Here is a 26998-nt window from a genome sequence, read left to right as displayed (position 1 = left end):
ATCTGTCGTTCTGGCGCAGGCACCGAATAGACCTTGATCCACTTGTACAGGCTGTGCTGGCTCACGCCGATCCGGGCGGATACATCGGCTACTCGATGGCCTCGCTCCGTTATCTGCTTAACCGCTTCGATCTTGAACTCTTCGGGATATGGCTGCTTTGTCATGGCACCTCCTATTGGGCCTCAGGTTTGAGGCTCGAAGGTGTCTAGTTCAGCCGGGGCGATTCAGCCCGGTGCCATCGGCTAAGCAAGGTACCGAGCCCGAACCCGTAGGTGAATCAAATGGATCGGCGCTTGATAGCTTTCATCAACTCTCTTCCGGCGGTCGTCTTGTTCGCGAATTTGAAGACCTCCGCACCAGACCAAGTTGAGCCAAAAGCAACAGCGCCTATGCGTTCTAGATTGGACAGTGAGAGGACAATTTCCTCACTTGGTTCGGGCACCTCGGCAGCCTCCAATCCGTCTGCCCGATACGCTTTTCCGGGCAATTCATATGTAACGATGGCCTTACCACTAGGCACATCAGGTACGCCGTAAATGGCCTCAAAGATGAGCGCATCCATGCGTGACATATCTCTGATCATTGAGATGTGTGCTCTTCTGGGAGCGACGCCTGAGCTGGCATCCACCGTATTCGCAAGCAGCCGCGCCCAGAGGTCCTGAAGCTCATCATCATCTTCCAGGCTTCCTTCCTCCAAGGCGGATATCGCAAAGTTAACAGGGAGTGGCTGAATTGGCACCTGCGTGCCCAACGCCTGCACCTCTTGCCGGAATCTATGTTGTAGCCTGACAAGCCGAATGCTACGGGCGTATTTGAGGCGGTCCTCAAGTAGGGCCGACATTTGGGTCAGTGGACCATCCAAGTACTTCGCAAGAAAGCCACCCGCTTCCCTTGAGGCATCAATTGCTGACTGGGTTGCTTTCGCAACTTCTTGCACGGCCTTAGCGGCTTCTTGTGCGCTTTCGGAATCGATCATCCAACCCTCCTGTGTCGTTGCCAACATGCGCGGGAACTGGGGCACTACGCTCGCGGAGCGCATTGCCCCTACGCACTCTACCGTCCAAAGGGATGGTAGTGGGGGTATCTGCCTATGCGCATCCCAGGAAGATAGGTAAAGCGGAAGGTAGAAATGCAAAACGGGCCGCTCGGGCCCGTCTGTCATGAATCCTGGAAAGGGACGGTGAGATTCGAACTCACGGACGGTTGCCCGTCGGCAGTTTTCAAGACTGCTGGTTTAAACCGCTCACCCACGTCTCCGGGCACGGAAGCTGCGGATTCTAGCCGACGGAGGGTGCTTGTTTTTTCAGCATGCCGCGCGTCTCGATGAACTTCACCACGTCCGCCACGCCCGTCAGGGTCTTGAGGTTGGTCATCACGAACGGCTTGAGGCCCTGGGCTGTGGTGCGCATGCGGGTGGTGTCGGCGTGCATCACATCCAGGTTGGCGCCCACGTGGGGAGCCAGGTCGGTCTTGTTGATGATGAACAGGTCGCTCTTGGTGATGCCGGGGCCGCCCTTGCGGGGGATCTTCTCGCCGGCGGCGACGTCGATGACGTAGATGGTCAGGTCCGAGAGCTCAGGGCTGAAGGTCGCGGCCAGGTTGTCGCCGCCGCTTTCCACGAAGACGATGTCGGCGTTGGGGTGCTCGCCCAGCATGCGGTCGATGGCTTCGAGGTTGATGGAGCAGTCTTCACGGATGGCGGTGTGCGGGCAGCCGCCGGTCTCCACACCCAGGATGCGCTCGGCGGGCAGGGCGCCGCTCACGGTGAGCAGGCGCTGGTCTTCCTTGGTGTAGATGTCGTTGGTGATGGCGATCAGGTCGTAGTCGTCGCGCATGGCTTTGCAGAGCATCTCCAGCAGGGTGGTCTTGCCCGAGCCCACCGGGCCGCCGATGCCCACGCGCAGGGGCGGCAGCTGCTTGGTGCGGTTCGCGATGTGGTGCAGGGCGGTGGCGGAGGTGCTGGAGGTACTGGTGCTGTTGGTCATGATCGGAAGAGGCGTGAGTACTGGGTTTCGTGCTGGGCCGAAAGGATGGCGAGCATGGGGGAAAAAGCCTGGCGTTCGCTGTCCATCAGGACGATGGCGTGGTCTGCGGCGGCAGGGATCGCGTCGGCCAGGCGGGCCAGGATGCGCTGGCCGGCGCTTTGGCCCAGCTGCATGGATTTGAGCGCGGCCTGCACCATGTTCTCGGCCCAGCCGAAGGCGTAGGCCAGCAGCACGTCGCGCACGGGCGCTTGTGTCATGGACGCAGCCAGTGCGAAGGCCACGGGATAGGTGGGGGGCAGGGCGGCCAGATACTGCACGGCGGGCATGACCTGGTCATCGCCCTGGTGCTGGTTGCGCAGCCAGTCGGCCATGGAGCGGCCCATCTGCTCGGTCTGCAGGCGCAGCTCGCTCGTCTCGCGGGTGTGCAGCACCCAGTCGTTGAGCTCACGCACATGGGCCAGGTCGCCGCCGTCTCCACGCCGCCAGGCGCCCACGGCCTTGGCGATCAGGGCCATGTCGCTGCGGGCCTGGGTGATGTGCAGCTGGTCCAGCAGCCATGCGCCGACGGCGGCTTCGCTGTCGATGCCGGCGTTTTCAATGGCGCTTTCCAGGCCCTCGGAATACGAGAAGCCGCCCACCGGCAGCGCGGGCGAGGCAAGCCAGATGAGCTGCAGAAGGCTGGCGGCGGGCAGGGGAGCGGGGCGGTCGGGGCGCACGGGCAGGGGCTCAGGAGTCCGGTTGGGCAGGCGTGGGTGCAGGGCGCACGGCGCGCGGTGCCCTGGCTTCGACAGGCTCAGCCCGAACGGAAGGGAAGGTGCAGGCGCGGGTGCGGGTGCAGGTGCAGGTGCAGGTGCAGATGCAAACGGTGGCCATGATCAGTGGTCATGTCCGTGGTTGCAGTGCGGGCCGTGCACATGGCCCTGGGCCTGCGCCACCACCGGGATGGCCACGGTGCGGCCGCGGGCGGGTGCTGCGGGCTGCGATGGATCGGCCTGATGGTTGTGGTCATGACTGTGGCCGTGATCGTGCGCCGGGGATGGCGACGCTGCCTGTGCGTGACTGTGTCCGTGGTCGTGCCCATGGGCATGGTCATGATCGTGGTCATGGCCATCATTCCCATGCCCGCCACGGTGATGGTGCCCGCCGCTGTGCCCCGCAGCGTAGGCGCCGCCTTCGGGCTCGAAAGGCAGGTCCTGCGCCTTCACGATGAGGTGCATGGCACGCAGCATGTCGGCCAGCACGTGGTCGGGTTCGATCTTGAGGTGGTCGGGCTGCAGCTCGATGGGCACGTGCCGGTTGCCCAGGTGGTAGGCGGCGCGGGTCAGGTCGAACGGGGTGCCGTGCTGCGTGCAGTGCGTGATGACCAGCACGGGCTGCGGCGCGGCGATGACGCGGACCATGGAGCCGTCTTCGGCCACCAGCACGTCGCCGCCGCGCACCAGCGTGCCGCGCGGCAGGAAGATGCCCAGCTCGCGCCCAGCGGAGTCGGTGGCGGCGAAGCGGCTTTTCTGGCGCACGTCCCAGTCGAGTTCGATGGTGGTGGCGCGCTTGATGAGGACCGGGGCCAGGCCTTTGCCCTGGGGAATGAGTTTGGAGGCTTGGATCATGGAAGGGATGTCGTTGTGGCGTGCGGCAAAACGCGCATTGTGGCCCGGCGGGATGGTGGCGGGGCGGCGTGCGTAGCCACTACAGCGGGCGGGTCATGAAGAAGCTGTACGGGTCCAGGCGGTATCCGGCAAACGGGCCGCATTCGACAAAGCCGTGCTGAAAGTACAGCTTGCGCGCGGGTGCAAAGAAGGGCTGCGGCCCGGTCTCCAGGCTCACCTGGGTGTGGCCGCGTGTGCGGGCCTCTTGCAGCAGGTGGTTCAGCAATTGGCGGGCGATGCCCCGGCCCCGGTGGTGGGCGCTGGTGCGCATGGACTTGAGTTCGGCATGTGCGGCGTCCAGCCGCTTGAGCGCGCCGGTGCCCACCAGCACGTCGCCGCCCGCATCCGGCAGCCAGGCCGACCAGAACGCGATCCCGGGCTGGCGCAGCTGGTCCATGTCCAGGGCGTGCACGCTCTCCGGTGGCGAGGTGGCGTACATGTCCTGCAGGTGTTCCTGCATGAAGGCTTCGATGCGCGGGTCGCTCAGGTCGTCCAGGCGGATGTGCAGGTCTTGCAGCACGGCATTCACGGGGCGTGGCCTCAGAACAGGAAGTAGCGCTGCGCCATGGGCAGCACGGTGGCAGGCTCGCAGGTCAGCAGCTGGCCGTCGGCGCGCACGGTGTAGGTCTGGGCGTCCACTTCCATCTTCGGGGTGTAGCTGTTGTGCACCATGTCGCGCTTCCTGATGCCGCGGATGTTGTGCACGGCGGACAGCGTCTTGCGCAGGCCGAAGCGCTCGCCGATGCCGGCATGCAAGCCCGCCTGCGACACGAAGGTGAGCGACGTCTTGGCGATGGCCCCGCCGAACGCGCCGAACATGGGCCGGTAGTGCACCGGTTGCGGCGTGGGGATGGAGGCGTTCGGGTCGCCCATCGCCGCCATGGCGATCATGCCGCCCTTCAGGATGAGCGCGGGCTTCACGCCGAAGAAGGCGGGCTTCCAGATCACGATGTCGGCCCATTTGCCCACTTCGAGCGAGCCCACCTCGTGGCTGATGCCGTGGGCGATCGCGGGGTTGATGGTGTATTTGGCCACGTAGCGCTTGATGCGCGTGTTGTCGTTGCGCTGAAGGGCTTCGACAGGCTCAGCCGGGCCCTTCGACGGGCTCAGGGCGATCGGGGAGGGGGCCAGCCAGCCGCGCTGCACCTTCATCTTGTGCGCGGTCTGCCAGGTGCGCAGGATGACTTCGCCCACGCGGCCCATGGCCTGGCTGTCGCTGGACATCATGCTGATGGCGCCCAGGTCGTGCAGGATGTCTTCGGCGGCGATGGTCTCCTTGCGGATGCGGCTTTCGGCAAAGGCCAGGTCTTCGGCGATGCTGGCATCGAGGTGGTGGCACACCATGAGCATGTCCACATGCTCATCCAGCGTGTTCTGGGTGTAGGGCATGGTGGGGTTGGTGGACGATGGCAAGAAGTTGTCTTCGCCCACCACGCGCAGAATGTCGGGGGCATGGCCGCCGCCCGCGCCTTCGGTGTGGAAGGCGCAGATGCCGCGCCCGCCCACCGCCGCGATGGTGTTCTCCACAAAGCCTGATTCGTTGAGGGTGTCGGAGTGGATGGCGACCTGCGTGTCGGTGGCCTCGGCCACATCCAGGCAGTTGCTGATGGCCGCAGGCGTGGTGCCCCAGTCTTCATGCAGCTTGAGGCCGATGGCGCCCGCGCTGATTTGCTCGTGCAGCGCATCGGGCAGGCTGGCGTTGCCCTTGCCAAGGAAGCCCAGGTTCATGGGGAAGGCGTCGGCCGCCTGCAGCATGCGCTCCATGTTGAAGGGGCCGGAGGTGCAGGTGGTGGCCAGCGTGCCCGTGGCGGGGCCGGTGCCGCCGCCCAGCATGGTGGTCACGCCGCTGGCCAGGGCCTCTTCGATCTGCTGCGGGCAGATGAAGTGGATGTGGCTGTCGATGCCGCCCGCGGTGACGATGTTGCCCTCGCAGCTGATGACCTCGGTGCCGGGGCCGATGATGATGTCCACGCCCGGCTGGGTGTCGGGGTTGCCGGCCTTGCCGATGGCCGCGATGCGCCCCGCGCGCAGGCCGATGTCGGCCTTGACGATGCCGGTGTGGTCGACGATGAGGGCGTTGGTCAGCACGGTATCCACAGCCCCTTGCGAGTTCGTGCGTTGGCTTTGCGCCATGCCATCGCGGATGGTCTTGCCGCCGCCGAACTTCACCTCTTCTCCGTAACTGCCGGCGCGCAGGGTGTAGTCGGCCTCCACCTCCAGGATGAGTTCGGTGTCGGCCAGGCGCACGCGGTCGCCCACGGTGGGGCCGAACATTTCGGCGTAGGCGCGTCGTCCAATGGTTGCCATGGTGGGGTGCTCCGCGAAAACTGGATTACTATGCTTTTGATAGCTGCTAGCGCTTATGGAACAAGCGGTAGCGGCTGTTTTTTTCAATATTCTTGCTGCCGGCATGTCCAGGGGTGTGCCTTGGGGTGTGCCATCGGGCCGCATGCCCTGGCTTCGACAGGCTCAGCCCGAATGGGAGGGGCAGGCATGCAGGTGCGCATGGGCCGGCTCTGGCTACAGCGCGCCCTGCACCCGGCCCTGAAAGCCGAACACGCGGCGGTCGCCTGCGTAGTCCACCAGCTCGACCGTGCGCTCCTGGCCGGGCTCGAAACGCACGGCCGTGCCCGACGCGATGTTGAGTCGCATGCCCTGCGCGGCGGCGCGGTCGAAGCCCAGGGCGTTGTTGGTCTCGGCAAAGTGGTAGTGCGAGCCCACCTGGATGGGGCGGTCGCCCGTGTTGCGCACGACGATGGTCAGCGTGCGGCGGCTGGTGTTGAGCAGGTGTTCGCCCGCGTCGATGAGGAGTTCGCCTGGGGTCATGGTGGGTCAGTTATCCACGGTAGGGGGTTGCTCCCTCTCCCCTTGCGGGAGAGGGCCGGGGAGAGGGGGTGTTCGATGCGAGTGCTGCGCCGTTCGCGCCCCCTCTCCCCAACCCCTCTCCCGCGAGGGGCGAGGGACTTGTGCGCTCAGCACAGGGTGTGGGGGTCGACGCCATCACGCCACCTGCTGCAGCAGCAGCGCGCCGCCGAAGGCCGCCACGCCCGCACCGGCCAGACGCGCCAGCCACATATGGCGCTCGCGCAGTGCCCAGCCCGCCGCCAGGCCCGCGCCGTGCAGCAGCACGGTGGCGGCCAGCATGCCGGCCAGGGTCTGCCAGGCGCTGTCGCTGCCCGCCAGCTCGTAGCCGTGCGCCGCGCCATGGAACACGGCGAACGCGCCCACGCCCAGCGCCGCCACGATGCCCGGCACCCGCAGGCGCGACACCACGAGCAGGCCGGTGGCCAGCAGCGATGCGGCGATCATGGGCTCCACCGCCGGAATGGCCACGCCCTGCAGGCCCAGCACCGCGCCCGCCAGCAGCATGGCCGCGAAGCCCACGGGGCCCCACAGCAGTTCGGGGCCGGCACGGCGCGCGGCCAGGGCGCTCCACAGGCCCACGGCCACCATGGCGGCCAGGTGGTCCATGCCGAACAAGGGGTGGGCGAAGCCACTCAGAAAGCTGTTGTGGATATGGGAATCAGCACCGGTATGGGCGCTGGCGCCTGTGCTGATTGCGCTGGCAGCCATGAAAAAGAGAGCGGCTGTGTGGCGGTGTGAGAGTGCGATGCGCATGAGGGCTCCACAGAGAGAAAGAGACAAAGAGACAAAGAGACAAAGAGGCAAAGAGGCAAAGAGGCAAAGAGGCAAAGAGGCAAAGAGGCAAAGAGGGAAGGGGGTCAGACGATCGGCTGATGGACGGTGACGAGCTTGGTGCCGTCAGGGAAGGTGGCTTCGACCTGGATGTCCGGGATCATCTCGGCGATGCCGTCCATCACGTCCGCGCGGGTCAGCACGGTACGGCCTTCGCTCATGAGTTGCGCCACGGTCTTGCCGTCGCGCGCACCTTCCATCACGGCGGCGCTGATCAGGGCCATGGCCTCGGGGTAGTTGAGCTTCAGGCCCCGGGCCTTGCGGCGCTCGGCCAGCAGGGCAGCGGTGAAGATCAGCAGCTTGTCTTTTTCGCGAGGAGTCAGTTCCATATCGTTTCACTCAAAGCTGGGGTCATTGGCTCGCGCGACCGCGATGCGGCCGAACGCGAGGAGTCAGTTCCATATCGTTTTCTGCACAAAGCATCAAAAACCACCTCCGTTCACGCTGAGCCTGTCGAAGCGTCGCGCAAGGCTTCGACAAGCTCAGCCCGAACGGGTGGGGGCCGAGCCGAAGGGGGCGGTGGTGTGGCAGACCGGGCGATCTGACGTGATCGGATGAACGCCGTTGCATCATAGGCAGCAAGCCCCGTGCCCGCCATACGTCATCTGGCGCAGGGGCGGTGCCCGCTGCGGTGGGCCGTGGCATGGAAACTGCACCTCCAGTCCCTGCTGCCCTCTCACCACCATGCCCTTGCCCACCTCCCCGCTTGCTCCTGCCGCCGCTGCGCCGGTGCAGCCGTCGGGTCAGGATGGGGACGCGCAGGCATCGCAGCAGGCTCCGCAGCAGGTCGTCAAGGTCCGGCGCGACTACAACAGCTGGGTGGCCACCGAGACCATGGAGGACTACGCGCTGCGCTACACCCCCCAGCGCTTTCGCAAGTGGTCCGAGTGGCGGGTGGCCAACACGGCGTTCGGGGCCGCGTCATTCCTGATCCTGGAGGCCGTGGGCGCCACGCTGCTGGTGCAGTACGGCTTCATCAACGCGTTCTGGGCCATCGTGGCCACGGGGCTCATCATCTTTCTGGCGGGGCTGCCCATCAGCGTGTATGCGGCGCGCTACGGGGTGGACATGGACCTGCTCACGCGCGGCGCGGGTTTTGGCTACATCGGCTCCACGCTCACCTCGCTGATCTACGCGAGCTTCACCTTCATCTTCTTCGCGCTCGAGGCCGCCGTCATGGCCTATGCGCTGGAGCTGGCGCTCGACATCCCGCCCACCTGGGGCTACCTCATCTGCGCCATCGTGGTGATTCCGCTGGTCACGCACGGCGTGTCGGCCATCAGCCGGCTGCAGATGTGGACGCAGCCGCTGTGGCTGGTGATGCTGGTGGTGCCGTTCGGCTACGTGTTGATGCGCGATCCTGGTGCGTTTGCGGGCGTTGTGCACTACGGTGGTGAATTTGCGCGCGGTGCCAGCTTTCAGCTGCCCTTGTTTGGTGCGGCGCTCACCGTCGGCATTGCGCTCATCACCCAGATGGGGGAGCAGGCCGACTACCTGCGCTTCATGCCCGCCAGCACGCCGGCCACGCGGGGCCGCTGGTGGCTGGGCGTGCTGGTGGGTGGGCCGGGCTGGGTGGTGCTGGGGGTGCTCAAGATGCTGGGCGGTGCGCTGCTGGCCTACCTGGCGCTCACCCACATGGTGCCGGTGGACCGTGCGGTCGACCCCAACCAGATGTACCTGGCCGCGTATGAGTACGTGTTCCCGAACTACGGCTGGGCGGTGGCGGCCACGGCGCTGTTCGTGGTGATCTCGCAGCTCAAGATCAACGTGACCAATGCCTACGCGGGGTCGCTGGCGTGGTCCAACTTCTTCTCGCGCCTCACGCACAGCCATCCGGGGCGGGTGGTGTGGGTGGTGTTCAACACGCTGATCGCCTTCATGCTGATGGAGATGAACGTGTTCCGCGCCATGGGCGAGGTGCTGGGGCTTTACTCCAACATCGCCATCGCCTGGATCATGTCGGTGGTGGCCGACCTCGTCATCAACAAGCCGCTGGGCCTGTCGCCCCGGGGCATCGAATTCAAGCGCGCGCACCTGTACGACATCAACCCGGTGGGCGTGGGTTCGATGGCGCTGGCGTCCGTCGTGTCCATCAGCGCGCACCTGGGCTTCTTCGGGCCGCTGCCGCAGGCTTTTTCTGCGGTGATCGCCATGGCTGTGGCCTTTGTCGCCGCGCCGCTCATTGCGTGGGCCACGCGGGGCAAGTACTACATCGCACGCCAGAGCGAGCCCGTGGCCGTGCCCATGGTGGGCCCGGTGCCCGGCGCCACCGCCGCCGACCTGGGGCTCTACCAGCGCCTGGTGGTGCAGCGCTGCGTGGTGTGCGAGCGCGAGTACGAGGCGCCCGACATGGCGCAGTGCCCCGCCTACCGTGGTGCCATCTGCTCGCTGTGCTGTACGCTGGATGCGCGCTGCGGCGACCTGTGCAAGCCCCACGCGAGCATGGCGGTGCAGTGGTCCGCCGCGCTGCGCTGGGTGCTGCCGCGTACCGTCTGGCGCTACCTGGACACGGGGCTGGGCCACTTCCTGCTGCTGATGCTGGTGATCGCGCCGCTGCTGGCCTCGGTCATGGGCCTGCTGTACCACCAGGAGCTCAACACCATCGGGCAGGCCCTCACCGATACCGAGGTGCAGGCCGCACCCGAGGTGGCCCTGCGCTCGGGCCTGCTCAAGGCCTATCTGGCCCTGCTGGTTATCTCCGGCATCGTGGCCTGGTGGCTGGTGCTGGCGCACAAGAGCCGCCAGGTGGCCCAGGAGGAATCCAACCGCCAGACCGGCCTGTTGGTGCGCGAGATCGAGCTGCACCGCCAGACCGACGAGGCCCTGCAGACCGCGCGCAGCGTGGCCGAACAGGCGCGCCAGGTGGCCGAGGCGGCCCAGCGCGCCGCCGACCAGGCCAACCAGGCCAAGAGCCGCTACATCAGTGCCATCAGCCACGAGATCCGCACGCCGCTCAACTCCATCCTGGGGTATGCGCAGCTGATGGGCGAGGACACGGGCGTGCCCCCGCACCGCAAGCAGGCGGTGCATGTGATCCGCCGCGGCGGCGAGCACTTGCTGTCGCTCATCGAAGGCACGCTCGACATCGCGCGCATCGAGTCCGGCAAGCTCACGCTCGACGTTGCGCCCATGCGCTTTGCCGATGGCCTGCACGAGATGGCCGCGCTGCTCGAGCTGCAGGCCGCGGCCAAGGGCCTGGCCTTCGTGTTCGACGTGCAGGGCGTGATCCCGGAAGTGGTGCGCGCCGACGACAAGCGCCTGCGCCAGATCCTCATCAACCTGCTGGGCAACGCCGTCAAGTTCACCGCGCAAGGCACCGTCACGCTGCGGGTACGGTACGCCCGCGAGATGGCGCGCATCGAGGTGCAGGACACGGGGCCGGGCCTCACGGCCGGCGAGATCGAGCGCATCTTCGAGCCCTTTGCCCGGGGCGGCTCCAGCGGCAGCAGCGGGCCGTCCGCAGCGCCTGGTGCGGGCCTGGGCCTCACCATTGCCCGCATGCTCACCGTGCTGATGGGCGGCGAAATGTCGGTCACCAGCCAGCCCGGCGTGGGCTCGGTCTTCCACGTCAAGCTCTTCCTGCCCGAGGTGCATGCCGAAGCGCTGGGCAAGGCCGCCACCGCACCCGGCAATGGCCGCGTGGCACCGCTGCGCAAGGCGCGCGTGGGCTACACGGGCGAGCGCCGCCGCATCCTGGTGGTGGACAACGAGGAGCCCGACCGCGAGCTGCTGGTGCACCTGCTGGAGCCCCTGGGCTTCGAGCTGCGCCAGGCTGCCAGCGGACACGACGCGCTCGACCTGCTGGCCACCGGCTACCGGCCCCATGCCATCTTCATGGACCTGGCCATGCCCGGCATCGACGGGTGGGAAACGCTGCGGCGCGTGCGGCAGATGCAGGCGCAAGATGGCCGACCGTCAGCGGACCGCGCTCCGCCGGACGGGGCGGCATCGGCGGGCCGTGTCGGTGCCGATGCAGGCCAAGGCCCAGGCCCGCTGTCCCGGCCGAAGGAGCCCATCCACTGCGCCATCGTGTCCGCCAACGCCTTTGACAAGGCCCTGGACAACGACGTGGACATCCGCCCCGAGGACTTCATCGTCAAGCCCGTGCGCCACAGCGAGCTGCTGGACTGGCTGGAGCGCCGCCTGGCCCTGCAGTGGCTGCATGAGGGCGACACCGCGGTGGGCACCACCTGGCCCGCCAGCACCGCTGGCGCGGCAGGCCAACCGCTGACTTATCCCGACGCCGCCACCCTCGCGCCGCTGCTGCAGGCCGTGGCGCTGGGCTATTACCGCGGGATTCTCAACGCCCTGGACGAGATCGAGCGCAGCCAGCCCGCGCACCAGGCCTTCGTTCATACCCTGCGGCAGATGGCCCGCGAATTCCAGTTCGACGCCATGGGCCAGCTCCTGGAACGGGCCCCTTCGTGAGCACGACGACGACAACGATGATGACGACCACCGCCCCTTCCTACCCGCCCGGCCTGCCCGCCACCGGTGCCGCCGCGCTGGACCGCAGCGACAGCGACGTGGTGCTGATCGTGGACGACGTGCCCGACAACCTGGCCGTGCTGCACGATGCGCTCGACGAGTCGGGCTACACGGTGCTGGTGGCCATGCACGGCGAGGCCGCGCTGCAGCGCGCGGCGCAGGCCTTGCCCGACATCGTGCTGCTGGACGCGATGATGCCCGGCATGGACGGCTTCGAGGTGGCGCGGCGCCTCAAGGCGTCGCCCGCCACCGCGCACATCCCCATCATCTTCATGACCGGCCTGACCGAGACCGAGCACCTGGTGGCCGCGCTGGAGGCCGGTGGCGTGGACTACGTCACCAAGCCCATCAAGCCGCGCGAGGTGATGGCCCGCATGGGCGTGCACCTGGGCGCGGCCCGCAAGGCCCGCCAGGACGCGCGCCAGGCCCGCGAGGCGCGCAACGCGCTCGATGCCTTCGGCTACGCCAGCATCACCGTGCGCGCAGTGGACGGCCGCATCGTGTGGCAGACCCCGCTCGCGCGCGAACTGCTGCAAAGCTACTTCGGCGAAGTGGGCCCGGACGGCACGCCCACCGCCTTCGGCCAGTGGGCGCCCGAGCCGGTGCAGGCCTGGCTGCGCCGCCACGTGCTGGCCGACAACGCCGCAGAACTGCTGGCCGCATCGCTCGCCGAGCCCCCGCGCCTGGCGGTGGAGCAGGGGGCCCGCAGGCTCACCTTCCGCCTGCACCAGCAGGCTGGCGACAGCGCGGGCGGCGGCGACTGGCTCATCGTGATGCGCGAGGTGTCGGACGCGAAGATCATCGAATCCATGAGCCTGTCCTTCAAGCTCACCGCCCGCGAGGCCGAGGTGCTGTACTGGGTGGTCAAGGGCAAGATCAACCGCGACATCGGCGACATCCTGGGCGCGAGCCCCGCCACCGTGAAGAAACACCTGGAGCGCGTGTTCGCCAAGCTGGGGGTGGAGACACGCACGGCAGCGGCAGGGATGGCGATGAACCGCATCCGGCAGCTGCATCCGCAGTTCGAGGGGTAGATCTCGGAGGATTTAGGCCGCTACCGCCCGCTGGTTGTGCGCTGATGGCTATTAAATTGATAGTAAAACGTGCGCTGATCCTGAAGGGCACGCGTCAATGCGCGCGTGCGGTCAGCGGCCGACAGCCTTTTCCAGCGCTGCCTTGTTCATGGTCGAGCGGCCTTTGATGCCCTTGCGCTTGGCTTCTTCATAAAGCTGATCCCGCGTACGTCCCTGCGCGCCCTGGTGCGACCGCTTGCCACCGCGCACCGGTGCGGGGGTGTCGTGCAGAGTCTTGGCATTGGCGGTCTTGCTCTCGCCGTGCTGGGCGCGCTCTTTATTGACCGTGCGGGCCGCTATCTCTTCAGCCGTTCCCGTGCTCTTGCCGCGCTCTTTAAGGCTTTTCTTGATGTGTTCGTACTGGCGTTCACGCTTTGCGGTCCACTGGTCTTGGGGCATGGGGGAGCTCCTTGAATGGGTGTGTGCGCTGGCAGAGACGATGCCGGTGCTTCTTGCAATCTACCAAGCCAGTTGGGTGCGGCCGTCAGTACTGCTGGGGTGCTGTTGTAGGACGGCAGGTTTGTACTGGCGACCGTCAGTCGGCTGCTGTCGGCTCACGGGTGCGGACCTGGGCGGTACCGCAAGAGTAGCCATCATTTTTCTCGCCCAGTTTGGGAGGTTGTGCGGTGGATGGTCAATGACGGCGTATTGGTCTGTAGTCACTTATTCGGACAGAAGGATTGCCTCTGTCTGTGTATTCAATAATGGGTTGCATTGAGGCTGCGTTTTATTGCACGCCTATGGATCGGCATTCTCTTGAAGATTCAAGATGGAAGGGTGTTTCAATTTCTCATTCAGGATTTAATTTTTCGACGGCGCGTTCGAGCTCATCTAATGATTCTTTCTGCAATGGGATAAATTCGCGCAGTATTGAATCGTCTTGCTGGCCTTTTCTGAGATCGGCGTGGCAGAGCTTGAGATTGTCTTTTATATTGGAAATATCGGTATTTTTGATGGGATGATGCATTCGCTCGCTGAGTCTGATGTATTCACCTAGCGCTAAATAGGCACACTGTGTTAAGCGAGGAATCGTCGCACTAGCATTATCAAGGTTGAAGGAGCGGCAGTTGTGACTTAGATAGAGCTCTAGCAGAAGCAAATGGGCATCTGGATTCCGTTGAGAAATGCTTTGAATTTTCGATTCCAAAGCATGATGATCCAGTCCGGGATTTTTATCGCAATGCCCCACCCTGCCCATCAAATCCAGTGCTTTGGTCGAGTTCTGCAGCGCCGTTCGGTACCATCTTGCAGCTTCCCCTTTGTCGCCGTTGTTTGACAAATAGTCGCCGTAAGCCCATTGGGCACCCACTTGGCCGTTCATGGCTCCATTTTTTACTTGTGCCAAGCACGCACCGCGCAAAGAATATTCGTCTTGCGTATCGCAGCTGACGTAGCTCTCCATCCACCACCACAAAACGCAGACTGCAATAAAAGATAATAAACAAATCAAGAAGATTTTGTTCTTTTTTGCGTTTTCGGACATTGCTATTTATTGTTGGGTTGAATATGCTTCGGCAGGCTTAGTTGATCTCTGGGTGAAGTTCGAGTTGTGGATATGGGGCTGCCATCGGGCCCCCACGTTCGCCACTGACCTGGCTTGGTTAAATTTGGAAAGGGCAATTTGGCAAGTTTGCCCGGGAGGCTTTCGAACGCCCCTTGATCAATTGCTGGGCCGCCGAGGGGATAGTTCCAGACGGGAGTGGTGGGCGCCGTTACATAAGTTTGTAAGCTAAATGCCAATGAGCTCGCTATTCCGTCTGATGTTCCTCCTGATCTGCAAGCTTCGAGTAGTATAGGTTCGTTGTTCCAGATACCGCTGTCGCGAATGACTTTTGCAACCTGTGCGCCACTCAACATCCCTTGAATTCGATCCGGCGCCGCATGAGCGCATAGATATAGATATCCTGCCACTCCACTTTCTCTCAGGCCAGACAGATAAAGTTCTTCTTCATACGGCTGAATTAAAATTATTTTCTTTTTGAGATCGTCAATGGTGGCGATTTTTTTGACTAATTTTTGCGTCCGGTCAAGCCCTTCGAAAACTATCTTCTTCAGATTTTTTCCTGGGCCATATAAAATCTTGCCGTTAGTGATTGGTTCTGACGGGGGTTTAACGGGTAGCATGGTATAAGTTTTTGTGTACTAAATTTTTTTAAGTGCCTCCTGTATTGTCATGACTGCAGAATGATTTTGGTGTGGTTAAAGGATGGAATTCTCTTCTGAAAACGCAGTTTCTGTCGTTTTGCGGATGGTTCTTGTCTAACGCGCAGATTTGAGAAATCTGATGAGAAAGTGCAATGAGTGAAGCACAATTTTGTCCGGTGTAATCCAAGCGAGTAGTCAAGAGTTACGTCATCGTCTGCTCTTCAGTGAGTCGAACCCGCAAGCTGATTCGCCCGACTCAGTTGAGCTTTTCGCTGAAGATCTAGTTACTGCGCAGAGCCGCGCCTGCCTAACCAGCGCCGTAGCAACCACCCGACGGCTCCCGCCACGATTCCCGCAGCGCACAAACCGTGCAGTGCAGACAAGGAAATACTGCGATACAGCCCATTCGCATCCTACCAAGGCGCCCACGGCCGGATGTCCATGTGCATGACGCTGTCGAGCAGCACGTGCGTGAAGGTCCCGGCCAGTGCGCTGAGCACAACGATGTGCGGCTTCCACGACGCTTCCTCCTGCAGCCACGGCATGCCGTAGTGCGCCGCTTCGTCGTTCCAGCGCCGCAGCAGCGGCCCGCACAGCCAAGGTGTCGCAGCGGCAGCCACCAGCGCAATGGGCACTGCGCCCAGGTACGTGTGCGTGGGGCCATGCAGGACGGCTGACTGGCGCAGCATCCCGATCAGCGGTTCGATGTCCATCGCCACCTGGGCGATGCTGAAGGTGAGGACGCTGAAGTGCCGTCCGGCCACTGCCTTGGCAGCCAGGCCGACGCCCATGTGGAACGGGGTGAAGGGCATGGCGTGTATCGCTTCTTTCAGTCGTCGACCACACCCCGCCAACGCAGGCCCCAGGGCAGCTGGGCGGGGCCGAAGACGAAGTGCAGCACGCGCCGCTGGCTGGTCCCGCTGGCTTTGGACGATGCGTGCAGCAGCAGCGGCCGCATGACCAGGGCGGTGCCTGCATCGGCAAGGCAGGGCACATCGCCTGCGCGGTCGCGCAGCGCACGGGCTGCGTCGGCCGCCAGCACGCCCTGGGTGTGGCTGGCAGGCACCACGCGCAGCGGGCCGTCGTCGGCATGGCAGGGGTCGAGGTGCACGCGCACGGCCAGCAGCGTTTGCAGCAGTGGCGCAGGGGGCTGCACGAAGAGAGCGCCGTTCTTGTCGGACCAGCCGTTCAGGTCCGGCGCATCGACCTTTTCGGCCACGGGAATGCTCAGGTCCTGGTGCAGGGGCACGAGCCAGTTGCGGGCCGGGGTCTTCTCAAAGTAGGTGCATTGCACGGCCACGGCCGATGCGGGGAGGAGGTCCGCCAGGGCTGGGCACTGCTGCAGGCGCCGGGCGAGCGCCTGGCACCAGGGGCGGTTCAGCAGATCGCGCTGGCCGCCGGACGCCGAGGGCGCACGGTGACCGCCGCCATCCGGCGCCTGCATGTCTGCGTTCAGGTCGTGGGCCAGGGCGCTGCATTCGGCCGGCTGCAGCACCCCGGGCACCAGCACAAAGCCTTGGGCTTCCAGCAGGGCACTCGCCGTGGCGCCTGCCGCAGGGGTGTCGATGGGGCTGGGGGCTGTCAAAGCATCTGAAATAAATCTGACCGAAATCTGAATGAAATGTGCCGCTACCGCTTGTTGGATGAGCGCTAGTAGCTATCATTTTCATATCAAAACGCTGCCGCACCCTGTCCAGCGCTGGCGCGCAGCGATCACATCCCCAGCGACTTGAGCAGCGCGTCCGTATCGTCCTGCCCCGCGGGTGGCGGCACGGGCACGGGGGGAGCGGCCTGCGATTCGGCCATCAGGGCGTCGGGGTCCGGCGCTTCCTGTGCCTCGAAGTCGTAGAGCTTGATGAACTCGGTGCGGTCGATGGCCAGTTCCAGGTAGAAGATGTTGTTGTTGCTGGTGTAGAAGGTCACGCGCCGCGCTTCGGGCTTGTCCAGGTTGGCGTCCACCGACAGGTGCACCTGCTTGTTCAGCACCAGCATCTTGGGCTGGTTCTGGGTGATGTGGGTCTGCAGTTCGCGCCGCACCTTGCCGGTGAAGTCGCCCACCACCTGGTTCATCAGCTCGCCCATCACGTTGCTCACTTCGTCCGACGTGAACGAGGTGACCAGGTCGTCCTTGGACATGCCCATGTTCAGCAGGTAGTTGGCGTACAGCTCCATCGCCGCCTGGGCCGAGAAGTTGATGATCACCAGCCCCGAGAAGCCGCCGTCGAACAGCACGAAGCAGCCGATGTCGGGCTTCAGGCAGGTCTTGCTGATGCGCTGCACCATGCCGGAGTAGTGGATCTGGCTGTGCGTGGCCACGCCCAGCACCCGGGTGACGGAGTTGCACAGGCTGATCAGCAGGTCTTCGGTGCTGTAGACAGGGGATTTTTCAGGGAGACTCATGGTGTGTGGGGGCTGCGGCCGGAAATACGGGATGTGCAGGGCAGAGCATAGGCGATGGCGGGGCGCTAAGCCAGTGTGCGGGCCCGGGGCATGGCACGGGTGTGGCGCGCCGTCCGCTCGGGGACGCGTCGCGGGATGGCGCCGATTGACAATCCATCGGGCTCGCGTATCGTGCCAGCCTTCCGACAGCCAATAAATCAGCCAGCCTCCCGCCGAGCCGGGTGGCCCAACAAAAGAGAGGGGTGTGCACACATGGGCAATGTCTATTCCTACGGGCTCAACGACTTCCAGGCCATCGCCACCGGTGCGGCAGTGCTGGCCAGCGGCGGCGGCGGCAGCTACTCCGACGCCTGCTCCATCGTCAAGGAACTGGCCCAACAGGGTTACAGCGGCACGGTCACCGTGCAGGACTACGACGGCGCCACGCCGGCCTGCGTGCTGGCCATCATGGGCTCGCCCGACGCGGCCTCCAGCCTCGACCTGGCAGCGATCCAGAACTCCATCAGCAACACCTTGGCGGTGCAGCAGGGCCTGACCGGCATGCAGGTGGGCGCGCTGATCCCCGTGGAGATCGGGCCGATCAATTCCCTGGTGCCGCTCATCGGCGCCGCCATGTCGAGCGGCTCGGTCTGGGTGGTCAACGGCGACGGCGCAGGCCGCGCGGTGCCGGAGCTGCCCCAGACCACCTTCACCACCCCGTCCGGGCCCGCGCCCAGCCCTGCGGTGCTGGCCAGCGACGCGGCCACGCTGGTCGCGGCGGAATACGCGGTGCTGGGCTCCGGCACGGCGTCGGGCATCGAGTCGCTGGCCGGCGGCGTGGTCGGCGGGTTCGGCGGGTACTCGGGCATCGCCATGTGGCCGTCGAATGCCTCCAACCAGTTCGCGTTGTCCGGCAGCTATATCCCCGGCACGTTGGAGCAGGCGCGCGCGCTGGGCCAGCAGATGCTGCAGGCGGTCACGCCGCTGTCCACGGCGGCAGTCGCCGCGGCCATCCAGAGCCTGACCGGGCGCACTGCGAGCGCCGTGGTCACCAACTTCTACATCACCGAGGTCACGCAGTCCACTTCGAGCGCGACGTCGCTGGACTCCGGGATCATCCGGCTGGACAATGCGCAGGACCCGACCCAGAGCACGCAGACGCACTACCTCTACAACCTCAACGAGAACCTGATCATGTACTCGGCGTCGAGCACCTCCCCCGACATCATCGCGCCGGACTCGATCTGCTACTACTCCGAGAGCACGGGGCGCGGGTTCTCCAATGCCAACGACGACCTGACGCTGTACTTCAACACCGCCACGGGCCGCAGCACGGGCCAGATGGTGAGCGTGATCTCGGTGCAGACCGCGCCGCAGCTGTACAACACCCCGGGCGTGGTGGCATCGTTCGCCGGTCTCTTGCGCAAGCTCGGCTATGCCGGTGGCATGCCGCCGGCCTGAGCGCGTGCGTGCATTCGAAAAGCCAGTGAGCCGCCATGGGTGAAGCAGACCTGAACAAGGAGCGGCTGGAGCTGGCGCTGGAGGCGGCGGGGCTCGACTTGTGGGAGAACGACCTCGTCACCGGCCATGTCACCCGCAAGGCCACCAAGACCTTCCTGGAGCTGGGCTTCACCGAGGACGAGATCGTCCCGGGCGTGCAGGACATCTACGGCCTGTTCCACCCGGACGACCTGGACATGGTGCGCCAGTCGGTGGCGGACCACCTGGCGGGCCTCACGCCGCAGTACCGCTGCGAGTTCCGGCTGCGCTCCAAGCGCGGCGACTGGGTCTGGTACGCCAACTACGGCCGCATCATGGACGGCGGCAGCGACACGCCGGGCAAGCGGCTGATCGGCGTGACCTTCAACATCGACGACCGCAAGCGCCGCGAAGACGAGATCGCGCAGATCAACCAGCAGCTCACCGAACAGAACCGGCTGCTGCAGCAGCTCAACGCCACGCTGGAGCAACTGGCCTCCAACGACTCGCTCACCGGCCTGGCCAACCGGCGCACGCTGATGGAGCTGGGCGCCAATGAATGCAAGCGCACCGAGCGCTTCGACCACCCGCTGTCATTGCTGGTGGTGGACATCGACCTGTTCAAGCCCGTGAACGACGCCTGGGGCCACCTGGCGGGCGACCGCGTGATCTGCGCCGTGGCGCAGGCCTGCGCGTTGCGCCAGCGGCGCGGGGTGGACATCGTGGCGCGCTTCGGCGGCGAAGAGTTCGTCATCGTGCTGCCCGAGACCGATGGCCCCAGCGCCCTGCGCATGGCCGAGTCGCTGCGCCGCGAGGTCGCTGCGCTGAGCGTGCCGGTGAACGACGAGGGCGTGTGCGTGTCGGTCACCGTCAGCATCGGTGTGGCCACGCTGCACAAGGGCTCCATCCTCGACTTCGAGGACCTGGTGAACCGCGCCGACAAGGCGCTGTACCGCGCCAAGGAAGCCGGACGCAACGCCGTCTACAGCGCCGACGTGCAGCACGGCACCGCCACCCTGCATGTGCTGGCCGACCCGGGCGATGCCACCGGCGACGTGCTGGCGACCTGACCCGGGGCGCCCGGCGGCCCCTGCGGGCACCTGCAGAACCTGTCGCCCCCCGTGGAACCTGCCCGCCAGGGTCCGTCCGCCTATTCCTCGCTGGTCCACTCCACCTGCACGCCCAGGCTGCGCAGGTTCTCCACGAAGCGCGGGTGCGCGCGGCGGATCGGCGTGGCGTTGCGGATCTCCGAGCGGCCCGGCGTGCTGGCCGCCACCATGAAGAGCGCAATCGCCACGCGGATGATGTAGGGGCTCTCCACCACCGCGGGCGTCAGCGGGTTGCCGCCGAAGGTCACCAGCCGGTGCGGGTCGGACTGGAACACGTGCGCGCCGAACTTGGACAGCTCGCCCGCCCAGCCCAGGGCCCCGTCGTAGACCTTGTTCCAGAACAGCGCATTGCCCTCGGCCCGCACACCCAGCGCGATGAAGATGGGCAGCAGGTCCACCGGAAAGTACGGCCAGGGCGCGGCCTCCACCTTGGTCAGCACATTGCTCGTGAACGGCGTCTGCACCTTGAGCGGGCCGTCGCAATGGGCGCGCGACCAGCCGTCTTCGTGCGTGATGGTGACGCCGAACTTGGCGAAGGTGCGGTCGATGAGCGGAAAGTTCTCGGGCGCGCTGTTGCGCACGATCACGTCGCCGCCGGTGATGGCGCCCAGCGCCAGGAACGTTGTGATCTCGTGGAAGTCCTCGTCGAAGCGGAACTCCCCGCCGCGCAGCTGCGTGCCGCCGTGCACCGTGAGGCGCGAAGTGCCCATGCCCTCGATGCGCACGCCGATCAGGGTCATGAAGCGGCAGAACTCCTGCACATGCGGCTCCGACGCCGCATTGGTCAGCACCGAGGTGCCGTCGGCCGTGGCCGCGCACAGCACGAAGTTCTCGGTGGTGGTGACGGAGGCGTAGTCCAGCCAGTGCTGCGTGGCCTGCAGCCGCCCATGGGCATTGCGCACCAGCAGCGAGCCCTCGGCACGCTCCACCGTGCCGCCGAAGCGGCGGAACACTTCCACGTGCGGGTCGATCTCGCGCACGCCCAGCGTGCAGCCCTTCACGTTGTCCTCCAGCCGCGCGACGCCAAAGCGCGCCAGCAGCGGCGGCACCAGCATGATGGACGAGCGCATCTCCTCCGGCAGCCGGTGCTGCGCCGCGTCGAACACGGTGGCATGGTGGTGCAGGTCCAGCGTGCCGGTGTCGTGGTCCATGCGCACATCGCTGCCCAGCGTGCGGAAGATGTCCAGGATCTTGCGCACGTCGGTGATGTCGGGCACGCGCAGCAGCCGCAGCGGCTCGTTGGTGAGCAGCGTGGCGCACAGCACCGGCAGCACGGCGTTCTTGTTGGCCGATGGGTGGATGCGGCCCTGGAGGGGGGTGCCGCCGTGAACGACGAGGTTGGACATGGGTGGACAGCGCAAGGAAGAAGAGGGGGCAGGGCGGGGCAGCAGCGCCGGCGGGTCGCGCACTGCGCGGACACCCGCCCGGCGGCGCGCGAGGTCGATACTCTAACTGCCTGCCGGTTCGCGCGACCTCGTGTGGTGCAGTAGCTATCAATTTAGTAGCTGATTTTGAGATGGGCATTGCGCTGGCGGCCTCATGGTAGTTTGCTGTGCCGCTCATATTCCGGATGAGACGTTGGCGCCTGGCCCCTGCTACGCCCCCGGGCCAGCCCGATCCTTAACCCCACCCCATCCGTTCACGCTGAGCTGGTCGAAGCGCGGCGCACGGCTTTTACAAGCTCAGCCCGAGCGGTGTGGAAGGTTCGGAGAGCACGTGGCCGCATACGCCACCCGGCGTATTTCCGATCCGGGGGGCTGTCTCCAGAATCCATTCCATCGACCGATCCATGCGCCCAGCCAGGCGCCATCGGGCGAAGCGGTTTGAACCCCTCTACTGGAGAAGCACACATGCAACGTCGTTATTCCCTCAAGGCCCTTGCGGCCGTCGCTACGCTCGCTGGCCTGTCTGCACTGCCAGCCCATGCGCAGGAGACCATCAAGGTCGGCATCCTGCACAGCCTGTCGGGCACCATGGCCATCTCGGAAACGGTGCTCAAGGACACCGTGCTGATGGCCATCGACGAAATCAACGCCAAGGGCGGCGTGCTGGGCAAGAAGCTCGAACCCGTGGTGGTGGACCCGGCCTCCAACTGGCCCCTGTTCGCCGAAAAGACCAAGCAGCTGCTGGGCCAGGACAAGGTCTCGGTGATCTTCGGCTGCTGGACCAGCGTGAGCCGCAAGTCGGTGCTGCCCGTGGTCGAGGAAATGAACGGCCTGCTGTTCTACCCCGTGCAGTACGAGGGTGAGGAGCTGTCCAAGAACGTGTTCTACACCGGCGCCGCGCCCAACCAGCAGGCCATTCCTGCGGTCGACTACCTGATGAGCAAGGACGGCGGCAGCGCCAAGCGCTGGGTGCTGCTGGGCACCGACTATGTGTACCCCCGCACCACCAACAAGATCCTGCGCGCCTACCTCAAGTCCAAGGGCGTGAAGGATTCCGACATCGACGAGAAGTACACCCCCTTCGGTCATTCGGACTACCAGACCATCGTCGCCGACATCAAGAAGTTCAGCCAGGGCGGCAAGACGGCCGTGGTCTCCACCATCAACGGCGACTCCAACGTGCCCTTCTACAAGGAACTGGGCAACGCAGGCCTGAAGGCCAAGGACGTACCCGTCGTCGCCTTCTCCGTGGGCGAGGAAGAACTGCGCGGCGTGGACACCAAGCCGCTGGTGGGCCACCTGGCTGCCTGGAACTACTTCCAGTCCATCAAGAGCCCTGAAAACACGGCCTTCATGAAGAAGTGGGCCGACTACGCCAAGGCCAAGAACATCGCTGGCCACAAGGACAAGCCACTGACCAACGACCCGATGGAAGCCACCTACATCGGCATCAACATGTGGAAGCAGGCTGTCGAGAAGGCCAAGAGCACCGATGTGGACAAGGTGATCGCCGCGATGGCCGGCCAGACCTTCAAGGCACCGTCGGGCATCGTCAGCAAGATGGACGAGAAGAACCACCACCTGCACAAGAGCGTGTTCATCGGCGAGATCAAGGCCGACGGCCAGTTCAACGTGGTGTGGAAGACGCCCGGCCCGGTCAAGGCCAAGCCATGGTCTCCTTACATCGAAGGCAACGACAAGAAGAAGGACGAGCCGGACGGCAAAACGAAGATGTGATCTCCCCCTGAGCGGCTACGCCGCTTCCCCCTCTCTCACGCTGCGCGTGGGAGGGGGACGCCGCCAGCGCGGCGGGGCGGCCCTTGCGCGGCGGCCGTCGCATTCAGATCGCGCGGGTTCTGCGGCCCACTGCTTTTTCACACAGCTTCCGTCATGCTCTCTTCCCTCTTTTCTCGCCTGATCGCCTGCCTGCTGTTGTGCACAGCGGTGCAGGCGCACGCGCTCACGGCCGAGGCTGCGCGGGCCATGGCGGCGGGCGATACCGATGAGCGGATCGCCGCGCTGCAGGCCGCCATCGCCACACCGGACGACGCCACCGTGGCCTTCATCCGTGCCATGGGCGACGATGCGGTCAAGATCGCGGGCGACAAGGCCATCGTCGTCAAGGATGGCAAGGGGCTGGACCCCGTGACGGGCGCCGAGGTGCCCGTGCCCGACGATGCCGAAGACATCGTCAACAACAACCGCATGCGCGGCGAGTTCGACACGGCGCTGGCCTCGCTGCAGCTCATGTCCACCGACGTGGCCCAGCGCCGCAAAGCCATCGATGCGCTGCGCGAAGAGACCGACGAGGCCCGCCTGCCGCTGATCGAAAAGGCCCTGGCCGCCGAGCAGGACGCCGGCCTCAAAGCGCTTCTCACCAACATCCGCGCGCGCATGCTGCTGGGCAGCAGCGACGCCGCCAAGCGCCTCGAAGCCGCGCAGCACCTGGCCGCCAGCGGCAACCCTGCCACCCGCACCGTGCTGCTCGAGCAGCTGCGCAGCGAAGAAGACCCCAAGGTCAAGGCCGCCTTGCAGGCCGCACTCAAGACGGTGGAGGACAGCCTGCAATGGGGCGAGCGACTGGCAGCGATGTTCACAGGCATCAGCCTGGGCTCCATCCTGCTGCTGGTGGCGCTGGGCCTGGCCATCACCTACGGCCTCATGGGCGTGATCAACATGGCCCATGGCGAGCTGATGATGATCGGCGCGTACGCCACGTATGTGATGCAGGGCATCTTCCAGAAGTATTTTCCGGGCGCGTTCGACTGGTACCTGGTCGCCGCCGTGCCCGCTGCCTTCATGGCGTCGGCCCTGATGGGTGCGGTGCTCGAGCGCGGGGTGATCCGCTTTCTGTACGGCCGGCCGCTCGAGACCTTGCTGGCCACCTGGGGCATCAGCTTGATGCTGCAGCAACTGGTGCGCACCGTGTTCGGCGCGCAGAACGTGGGCGTGGAAAACCCCTCGTGGATGAGCGGCGGCGTGCAGCTCATGGAGAACCTGCAACTGCCCTGGAACCGCGTGATCATCGTGGCCTTTGCGCTGGCGGTGCTGGGCGGCGTGGCCTTTCTGATCAGCAAGACGCGCCTGGGGTTGTTCGTGCGCGGCGTCACGCAAAACCGGCCCATCGCTTCGTGCATGGGCGTGAACACGGCGCGTGTCGATACCTACGCCTTCGCGCTGGGCTCGGGCATTGCGGGTCTGGCGGGCTGCGCGCTCAGCCAGGTGGGCAACGTGGGACCGGACCTGGGCCAGGGCTACATCGTCGACTCGTTCATGGTGGTGGTGCTCGGCGGCGTGGGCCAGCTGGCCGGCACCGTGTACGCAGCGCTGGGCCTGGGTGTGCTCAACAAGTTCCTGGAAGGCTGGACGGGCGCCGTGCTGGCCAAGATCGCCGTGCTGGTGTTCATCATCATCTTCATACAGAAGCGGCCGCAGGGCATCTTCGCGGTGAAGGGCCGTACGGCGGATTGAGACTGTTATGAATACCCCTGCTATCCAACTCCCCGCACCCGCACCACTGCTCACGCGCAGCGGCTGGTCGGCCTTCTTCGTGGCGCTCATCGTGGTGTGCGCCGTGGCCCCCGTGCTCAACCTGTGGGTGCCTGCCGGCAGCCCGCTGCACCTGTCCGACTACGCCGTGGCGCTGCTCGGCAAGATCATGTGCTACGCCATCTGCGCGCTGGCCATGGACCTGATCTGGGGCTACACCGGCATCCTGAGCCTGGGCCATGGCCTGTTCTTCGCCTTGGGCGGCTACGTGATGGGCATGTACCTCATGCGCCAGATCGGCCGCGACGGCAACTACCAAAGCGACCTGCCTGACTTCATGGTGTTCCTCGACTGGAAGGAGTTGCCCTGGCACTGGATGCTGTCCGACAGCTTCGTCGCCACGCTGATCCTTGTCGTCGCGGTGCCCGGTGCCATCGCCTTCGTGTTCGGCTACTTCGCCTTCCGCTCGCGCATCAAGGGCGTTTACTTCTCGATCATCACGCAGGCCATGACGTATGCGGCCATGCTGCTGTTCTTTCGCAACGAGACGGGCTTTGGCGGCAACAACGGGTTTACCGACTTCAAGCGCATCCTGGGCCAGCCCATTGCCACGCAGAACATGCGCATGCTGCTGTTCGTGATGACGGGCGTCACGCTCTTGGTGTTCTTTTTGCTGGCACGCTGGCTGGTGCGCAGCAAGTTCGGCCGCGTGCTGCAGGCCGTGCGCGACGCAGAGACGCGCGTCATGTTCTCGGGCTACTCACCGCTGCCCTACAAGCTCACCATCTGGACCATCAGCGCCATGATGTGCGGCGTGGCCGGTGCGCTGTATGTGCCCCAGGTCGGCATCATCAACCCCGGCGAGATGAGCGCCGCCAACTCCATCGAGATTGCGGTGTGGGCCGCGGTGGGTGGCCGCGCGACGCTGATCGGCCCCATCGTCGGCGCCTTCATCGTCAACGGCGCCAAGAGCTGGCTCACCGTCACGGCGCCGGAGTTCTGGCTGTACTTCCTGGGCGCGTTGTTCATTGCGGTCACGCTGTTCCTGCCCGATGGTGTGGTGGGACTGGTCAAGAAACTGAAGAACAAGCGCCACGACAACAAGACCCGCGAAGGAGCCGCGCCATGACGCCCGATCTGATGGAAGAGGGCGCGCAGCGCATCGCTGCCCGGCAGGCGCCGGTCGTGCCAGGCCAGACCGAGTCCGGTGGCCGCGCGGCAGGCTTCTCGCGCGTGGCCACGCCCGGCGAGGTGGATGTGGCCCACGGCCGCATCCTGTACCTGGAAGACGTGAACGTGAGCTTCGACGGCTTCAAGGCCATCAACAACCTGAGCCTGGATATCGCGCCCGGCGAGCTGCGCTGCATCATCGGCCCCAACGGTGCGGGAAAGACGACGATGATGGACATCATCACCGGCAAGACCCGGCCGGACAGCGGCACGGTGTACTTCGGCTCGACCATCGACCTGTTGCGCCACAACGAGCCGGAGATCGCGAGCCTGGGGATAGGCCGCAAGTTCCAGAAGCCCACGGTGTTCGAGCAGCTCACGGTGTTCGAGAACCTGGAACTGGCCTTGAAGACCCACAAGGGCGTGGCATCGAGCATGTTCTTTCGGCTGGACTCCGCGCAATCGGATCGCCTGGCCGAGGTGTTGCACACCATTCACCTGGCGGGGAGCGTGACACGTCTGGCTGGCAACCTGAGCCACGGGCAAAAGCAATGGCTGGAGATCGGGATGCTGCTGATGCAGGACCCGAAGCTGTTGCTGCTCGACGAGCCGGTGGCCGGGATGACGGACGACGAGACGGCGCGGACTGCGGAGTTGTTTTTGACCTTGAAGGGCAAGCACTCGCTGATGGTGGTGGAGCACGACATGTCGTTCATCCGCACGATTTCTGAGATCGTGACGGTGTTGTGCGATGGGGCTGTGTTGGCGCAGGGGACGCTGGACCAGGTGCAGGCGGATGAGCGGGTGATCGAGGTTTATCTGGGGCGGTGATGGTGTGTTCGGGCTCTTGCTCTTTGGCTGCGGTGCGTATGGGTGGGGGCGTTGTGCGTCACCGACCGTTCGGGCTGAGCTTGTCGAAGCCTGGGCACAGCTTTCCCTGTCCGTTCGGGTTGA

At 65.2% G+C, this 26998-nt stretch carries 25 protein-coding genes and 1 tRNA gene; 8 read left to right on the top strand and 18 right to left on the bottom strand.

Going from position 1 to position 26998, the window contains the following annotated elements:
* The 11 genes from ACIGHN_RS02155 to ACIGHN_RS02105 form a co-directional block, all read right to left on the bottom strand.
* Positions 1-164: transposase (locus tag ACIGHN_RS02155; protein ID WP_396503085.1), on the bottom strand; the 164-nt coding region annotated here is incomplete at its 3' end.
* Between the two features lie 113 nt (positions 165-277).
* Positions 278-976 carry an Abi-alpha family protein gene (locus ACIGHN_RS02150; protein ID WP_158605781.1) on the bottom strand — a complete coding sequence of 233 codons (699 nt, stop codon included), beginning with the start codon at positions 974-976 and terminating at the stop codon, positions 278-280.
* A gap of 192 nt (positions 977-1168) precedes the next feature.
* A tRNA-Ser gene (locus tag ACIGHN_RS02145) sits at positions 1169-1258 on the bottom strand.
* Between the two features lie 19 nt (positions 1259-1277).
* Entirely contained in the window at positions 1278-1985 is a 708-nt protein-coding gene (ureG, locus tag ACIGHN_RS02140; protein ID WP_396503068.1) for an urease accessory protein UreG, read from the bottom strand.
* Positions 1982-2701, bottom strand: coding sequence for an urease accessory protein UreF (locus tag ACIGHN_RS02135; protein ID WP_396503067.1), 720 nt, complete (start codon positions 2699-2701; stop codon positions 1982-1984). Before ACIGHN_RS02135 ends, ureG begins: the two co-directional genes overlap by 4 nt.
* A 159-nt stretch (positions 2702-2860) precedes the next feature.
* Positions 2861-3592: an urease accessory protein UreE gene (gene ureE / locus ACIGHN_RS02130; protein ID WP_396503066.1), complete on the bottom strand. Its 732-nt coding sequence runs from the start codon at positions 3590-3592 to the stop codon at positions 2861-2863.
* 79 nt (positions 3593-3671) lie between these two features.
* Positions 3672-4160, bottom strand: coding sequence for a GNAT family N-acetyltransferase (locus ACIGHN_RS02125; RefSeq protein WP_056415713.1), 489 nt, complete (start codon positions 4158-4160; stop codon positions 3672-3674).
* A gap of 11 nt (positions 4161-4171) precedes the next feature.
* Positions 4172-5938: an urease subunit alpha gene (ureC, locus tag ACIGHN_RS02120; protein ID WP_396503065.1), complete on the bottom strand. Its 1767-nt coding sequence runs from the start codon at positions 5936-5938 to the stop codon at positions 4172-4174.
* A gap of 213 nt (positions 5939-6151) precedes the next feature.
* A complete protein-coding gene (locus tag ACIGHN_RS02115) occupies positions 6152-6457 on the bottom strand; it encodes an urease subunit beta (RefSeq protein ID WP_396503064.1) in 306 nt (101 codons plus the stop codon).
* 174 nt (positions 6458-6631) lie between these two features.
* Positions 6632-7249 (bottom strand): HupE/UreJ family protein, encoded by a 618-nt coding sequence (locus ACIGHN_RS02110; RefSeq protein WP_396503063.1) that lies wholly within the window; start codon positions 7247-7249, stop codon positions 6632-6634.
* Positions 7250-7353: 104 nt separating this feature from the next.
* Positions 7354-7656 carry an urease subunit gamma gene (locus ACIGHN_RS02105; protein ID WP_055399013.1) on the bottom strand — a complete coding sequence of 101 codons (303 nt, stop codon included), beginning with the start codon at positions 7654-7656 and terminating at the stop codon, positions 7354-7356.
* Between the two features lie 355 nt (positions 7657-8011).
* On the opposite strand from ACIGHN_RS02105, the gene ACIGHN_RS02100 reads away from it, so the two are divergent.
* Positions 8012-11755: an ATP-binding protein gene (locus ACIGHN_RS02100; protein ID WP_396503062.1), complete on the top strand. Its 3744-nt coding sequence runs from the start codon at positions 8012-8014 to the stop codon at positions 11753-11755.
* A gap of 17 nt (positions 11756-11772) precedes the next feature.
* A complete protein-coding gene (locus ACIGHN_RS02095; RefSeq protein WP_396503061.1) occupies positions 11773-12849 on the top strand; it encodes a response regulator in 1077 nt (358 codons plus the stop codon).
* 111 nt (positions 12850-12960) lie between these two features.
* Here the strand turns inward: ACIGHN_RS02095 and ACIGHN_RS02090 are convergent, their stop codons facing one another.
* The 6 genes from ACIGHN_RS02090 to ACIGHN_RS02065 form a co-directional block, all read right to left on the bottom strand.
* Positions 12961-13287: a plasmid stabilization protein gene (locus tag ACIGHN_RS02090; protein ID WP_396503060.1), complete on the bottom strand. Its 327-nt coding sequence runs from the start codon at positions 13285-13287 to the stop codon at positions 12961-12963.
* 391 nt (positions 13288-13678) lie between these two features.
* Positions 13679-14371, bottom strand: a complete 693-nt coding sequence (locus ACIGHN_RS02085; protein WP_396503059.1) for a hypothetical protein — start codon at positions 14369-14371, stop codon at positions 13679-13681.
* A 2-nt stretch (positions 14372-14373) separates the two neighbouring features.
* On the bottom strand, positions 14374-15012 hold the full coding sequence (locus ACIGHN_RS02080; protein ID WP_396503058.1) for a hypothetical protein: 639 nt from the start codon (positions 15010-15012) through the stop codon (positions 14374-14376).
* Between the two features lie 434 nt (positions 15013-15446).
* Positions 15447-15845, bottom strand: a complete 399-nt coding sequence (locus tag ACIGHN_RS02075; protein WP_396503057.1) for a DUF4184 family protein — start codon at positions 15843-15845, stop codon at positions 15447-15449.
* A 17-nt stretch (positions 15846-15862) separates the two neighbouring features.
* Positions 15863-16618 (bottom strand): phytanoyl-CoA dioxygenase family protein, encoded by a 756-nt coding sequence (locus ACIGHN_RS02070; RefSeq protein ID WP_396503056.1) that lies wholly within the window; start codon positions 16616-16618, stop codon positions 15863-15865.
* Between the two features lie 128 nt (positions 16619-16746).
* A complete protein-coding gene (locus ACIGHN_RS02065) occupies positions 16747-17433 on the bottom strand; it encodes a DUF3334 family protein (RefSeq protein WP_056415738.1) in 687 nt (228 codons plus the stop codon).
* A gap of 252 nt (positions 17434-17685) precedes the next feature.
* On the opposite strand from ACIGHN_RS02065, the gene ACIGHN_RS02060 reads away from it, so the two are divergent.
* Both ACIGHN_RS02060 and ACIGHN_RS02055 read left to right on the top strand, forming a co-directional pair.
* Positions 17686-18873, top strand: a complete 1188-nt coding sequence (locus ACIGHN_RS02060) for a DUF917 family protein (protein WP_396503055.1) — start codon at positions 17686-17688, stop codon at positions 18871-18873.
* A gap of 35 nt (positions 18874-18908) precedes the next feature.
* Positions 18909-19961, top strand: a complete 1053-nt coding sequence (locus ACIGHN_RS02055) for a sensor domain-containing diguanylate cyclase (RefSeq protein ID WP_056415744.1) — start codon at positions 18909-18911, stop codon at positions 19959-19961.
* Between the two features lie 80 nt (positions 19962-20041).
* On the opposite strand, the gene ACIGHN_RS02050 is transcribed toward ACIGHN_RS02055, so the two are convergent.
* Positions 20042-21346, bottom strand: a complete 1305-nt coding sequence (locus ACIGHN_RS02050) for a UDP-N-acetylglucosamine 1-carboxyvinyltransferase (RefSeq protein ID WP_396503054.1) — start codon at positions 21344-21346, stop codon at positions 20042-20044.
* A 504-nt stretch (positions 21347-21850) separates the two neighbouring features.
* Here ACIGHN_RS02050 and urtA point away from each other — a divergent pair.
* From urtA to urtD, 4 genes are all read left to right on the top strand, one after another.
* The gene (urtA, locus tag ACIGHN_RS02045) at positions 21851-23122 is read left to right on the top strand and encodes an urea ABC transporter substrate-binding protein (RefSeq protein WP_056161460.1); all 1272 of its coding nucleotides are present in this window, start codon (positions 21851-21853) and stop codon (positions 23120-23122) included.
* 153 nt (positions 23123-23275) lie between these two features.
* Entirely contained in the window at positions 23276-24856 is a 1581-nt protein-coding gene (gene urtB / locus ACIGHN_RS02040) for an urea ABC transporter permease subunit UrtB (protein ID WP_396503053.1), read from the top strand.
* A gap of 7 nt (positions 24857-24863) precedes the next feature.
* Positions 24864-26003: an urea ABC transporter permease subunit UrtC gene (urtC, locus tag ACIGHN_RS02035; RefSeq protein WP_056415759.1), complete on the top strand. Its 1140-nt coding sequence runs from the start codon at positions 24864-24866 to the stop codon at positions 26001-26003.
* Entirely contained in the window at positions 26000-26875 is an 876-nt protein-coding gene (urtD, locus tag ACIGHN_RS02030) for an urea ABC transporter ATP-binding protein UrtD (RefSeq protein ID WP_056161466.1), read from the top strand. Before urtC ends, urtD begins: the two co-directional genes overlap by 4 nt.
* Positions 26876-26998: the final 123 nt, after the last annotated feature.

Source organism: Acidovorax sp. NPDC077693 (assembly GCF_044542805.1).
Lineage (GTDB): Bacteria > Pseudomonadota > Gammaproteobacteria > Burkholderiales > Burkholderiaceae_C > Acidovorax.
The sequence above is the reverse complement of the archived record's forward strand: the minus strand, read 5'-3'. Positions and strand labels throughout refer to the sequence as shown.

Excerpts from the sequence above, each read along its gene's own strand:
- ACIGHN_RS02085 (WP_396503059.1), bottom strand. The coding sequence starts at position 14,371 with ATGTCCGAAAACGCAAAAAAGAACAAAATCTTCTTGATTTGTTTATTA.
- urtD (WP_056161466.1), top strand. The coding sequence starts at position 26,000 with ATGACGCCCGATCTGATGGAAGAGGGCGCGCAGCGCATCGCTGCCCGG.
- ACIGHN_RS02060 (WP_396503055.1), top strand. The coding sequence starts at position 17,686 with ATGGGCAATGTCTATTCCTACGGGCTCAACGACTTCCAGGCCATCGCC.
- ACIGHN_RS02150 (WP_158605781.1), bottom strand. The coding sequence starts at position 976 with ATGATCGATTCCGAAAGCGCACAAGAAGCCGCTAAGGCCGTGCAAGAA.
- ACIGHN_RS02090 (WP_396503060.1), bottom strand. The coding sequence starts at position 13,287 with ATGCCCCAAGACCAGTGGACCGCAAAGCGTGAACGCCAGTACGAACAC.
- ureE (WP_396503066.1), bottom strand. The coding sequence starts at position 3,592 with ATGATCCAAGCCTCCAAACTCATTCCCCAGGGCAAAGGCCTGGCCCCG.
- ureC (WP_396503065.1), bottom strand. The coding sequence starts at position 5,938 with ATGGCAACCATTGGACGACGCGCCTACGCCGAAATGTTCGGCCCCACC.
- ACIGHN_RS02050 (WP_396503054.1), bottom strand. The coding sequence starts at position 21,346 with ATGTCCAACCTCGTCGTTCACGGCGGCACCCCCCTCCAGGGCCGCATC.
- ACIGHN_RS02115 (WP_396503064.1), bottom strand. The coding sequence starts at position 6,457 with ATGACCCCAGGCGAACTCCTCATCGACGCGGGCGAACACCTGCTCAAC.
- urtA (WP_056161460.1), top strand. The coding sequence starts at position 21,851 with ATGCAACGTCGTTATTCCCTCAAGGCCCTTGCGGCCGTCGCTACGCTC.
- ACIGHN_RS02055 (WP_056415744.1), top strand. The coding sequence starts at position 18,909 with ATGGGTGAAGCAGACCTGAACAAGGAGCGGCTGGAGCTGGCGCTGGAG.
- ACIGHN_RS02110 (WP_396503063.1), bottom strand. The coding sequence starts at position 7,249 with ATGCGCATCGCACTCTCACACCGCCACACAGCCGCTCTCTTTTTCATG.
- ureG (WP_396503068.1), bottom strand. The coding sequence starts at position 1,985 with ATGACCAACAGCACCAGTACCTCCAGCACCTCCGCCACCGCCCTGCAC.
- ACIGHN_RS02105 (WP_055399013.1), bottom strand. The coding sequence starts at position 7,656 with ATGGAACTGACTCCTCGCGAAAAAGACAAGCTGCTGATCTTCACCGCT.
- urtB (WP_396503053.1), top strand. The coding sequence starts at position 23,276 with ATGCTCTCTTCCCTCTTTTCTCGCCTGATCGCCTGCCTGCTGTTGTGC.
- urtC (WP_056415759.1), top strand. The coding sequence starts at position 24,864 with ATGAATACCCCTGCTATCCAACTCCCCGCACCCGCACCACTGCTCACG.
- ACIGHN_RS02100 (WP_396503062.1), top strand. The coding sequence starts at position 8,012 with ATGCCCTTGCCCACCTCCCCGCTTGCTCCTGCCGCCGCTGCGCCGGTG.
- ACIGHN_RS02065 (WP_056415738.1), bottom strand. The coding sequence starts at position 17,433 with ATGAGTCTCCCTGAAAAATCCCCTGTCTACAGCACCGAAGACCTGCTG.
- ACIGHN_RS02075 (WP_396503057.1), bottom strand. The coding sequence starts at position 15,845 with ATGCCCTTCACCCCGTTCCACATGGGCGTCGGCCTGGCTGCCAAGGCA.
- ACIGHN_RS02095 (WP_396503061.1), top strand. The coding sequence starts at position 11,773 with ATGATGACGACCACCGCCCCTTCCTACCCGCCCGGCCTGCCCGCCACC.
- ACIGHN_RS02080 (WP_396503058.1), bottom strand. The coding sequence starts at position 15,012 with ATGCTACCCGTTAAACCCCCGTCAGAACCAATCACTAACGGCAAGATT.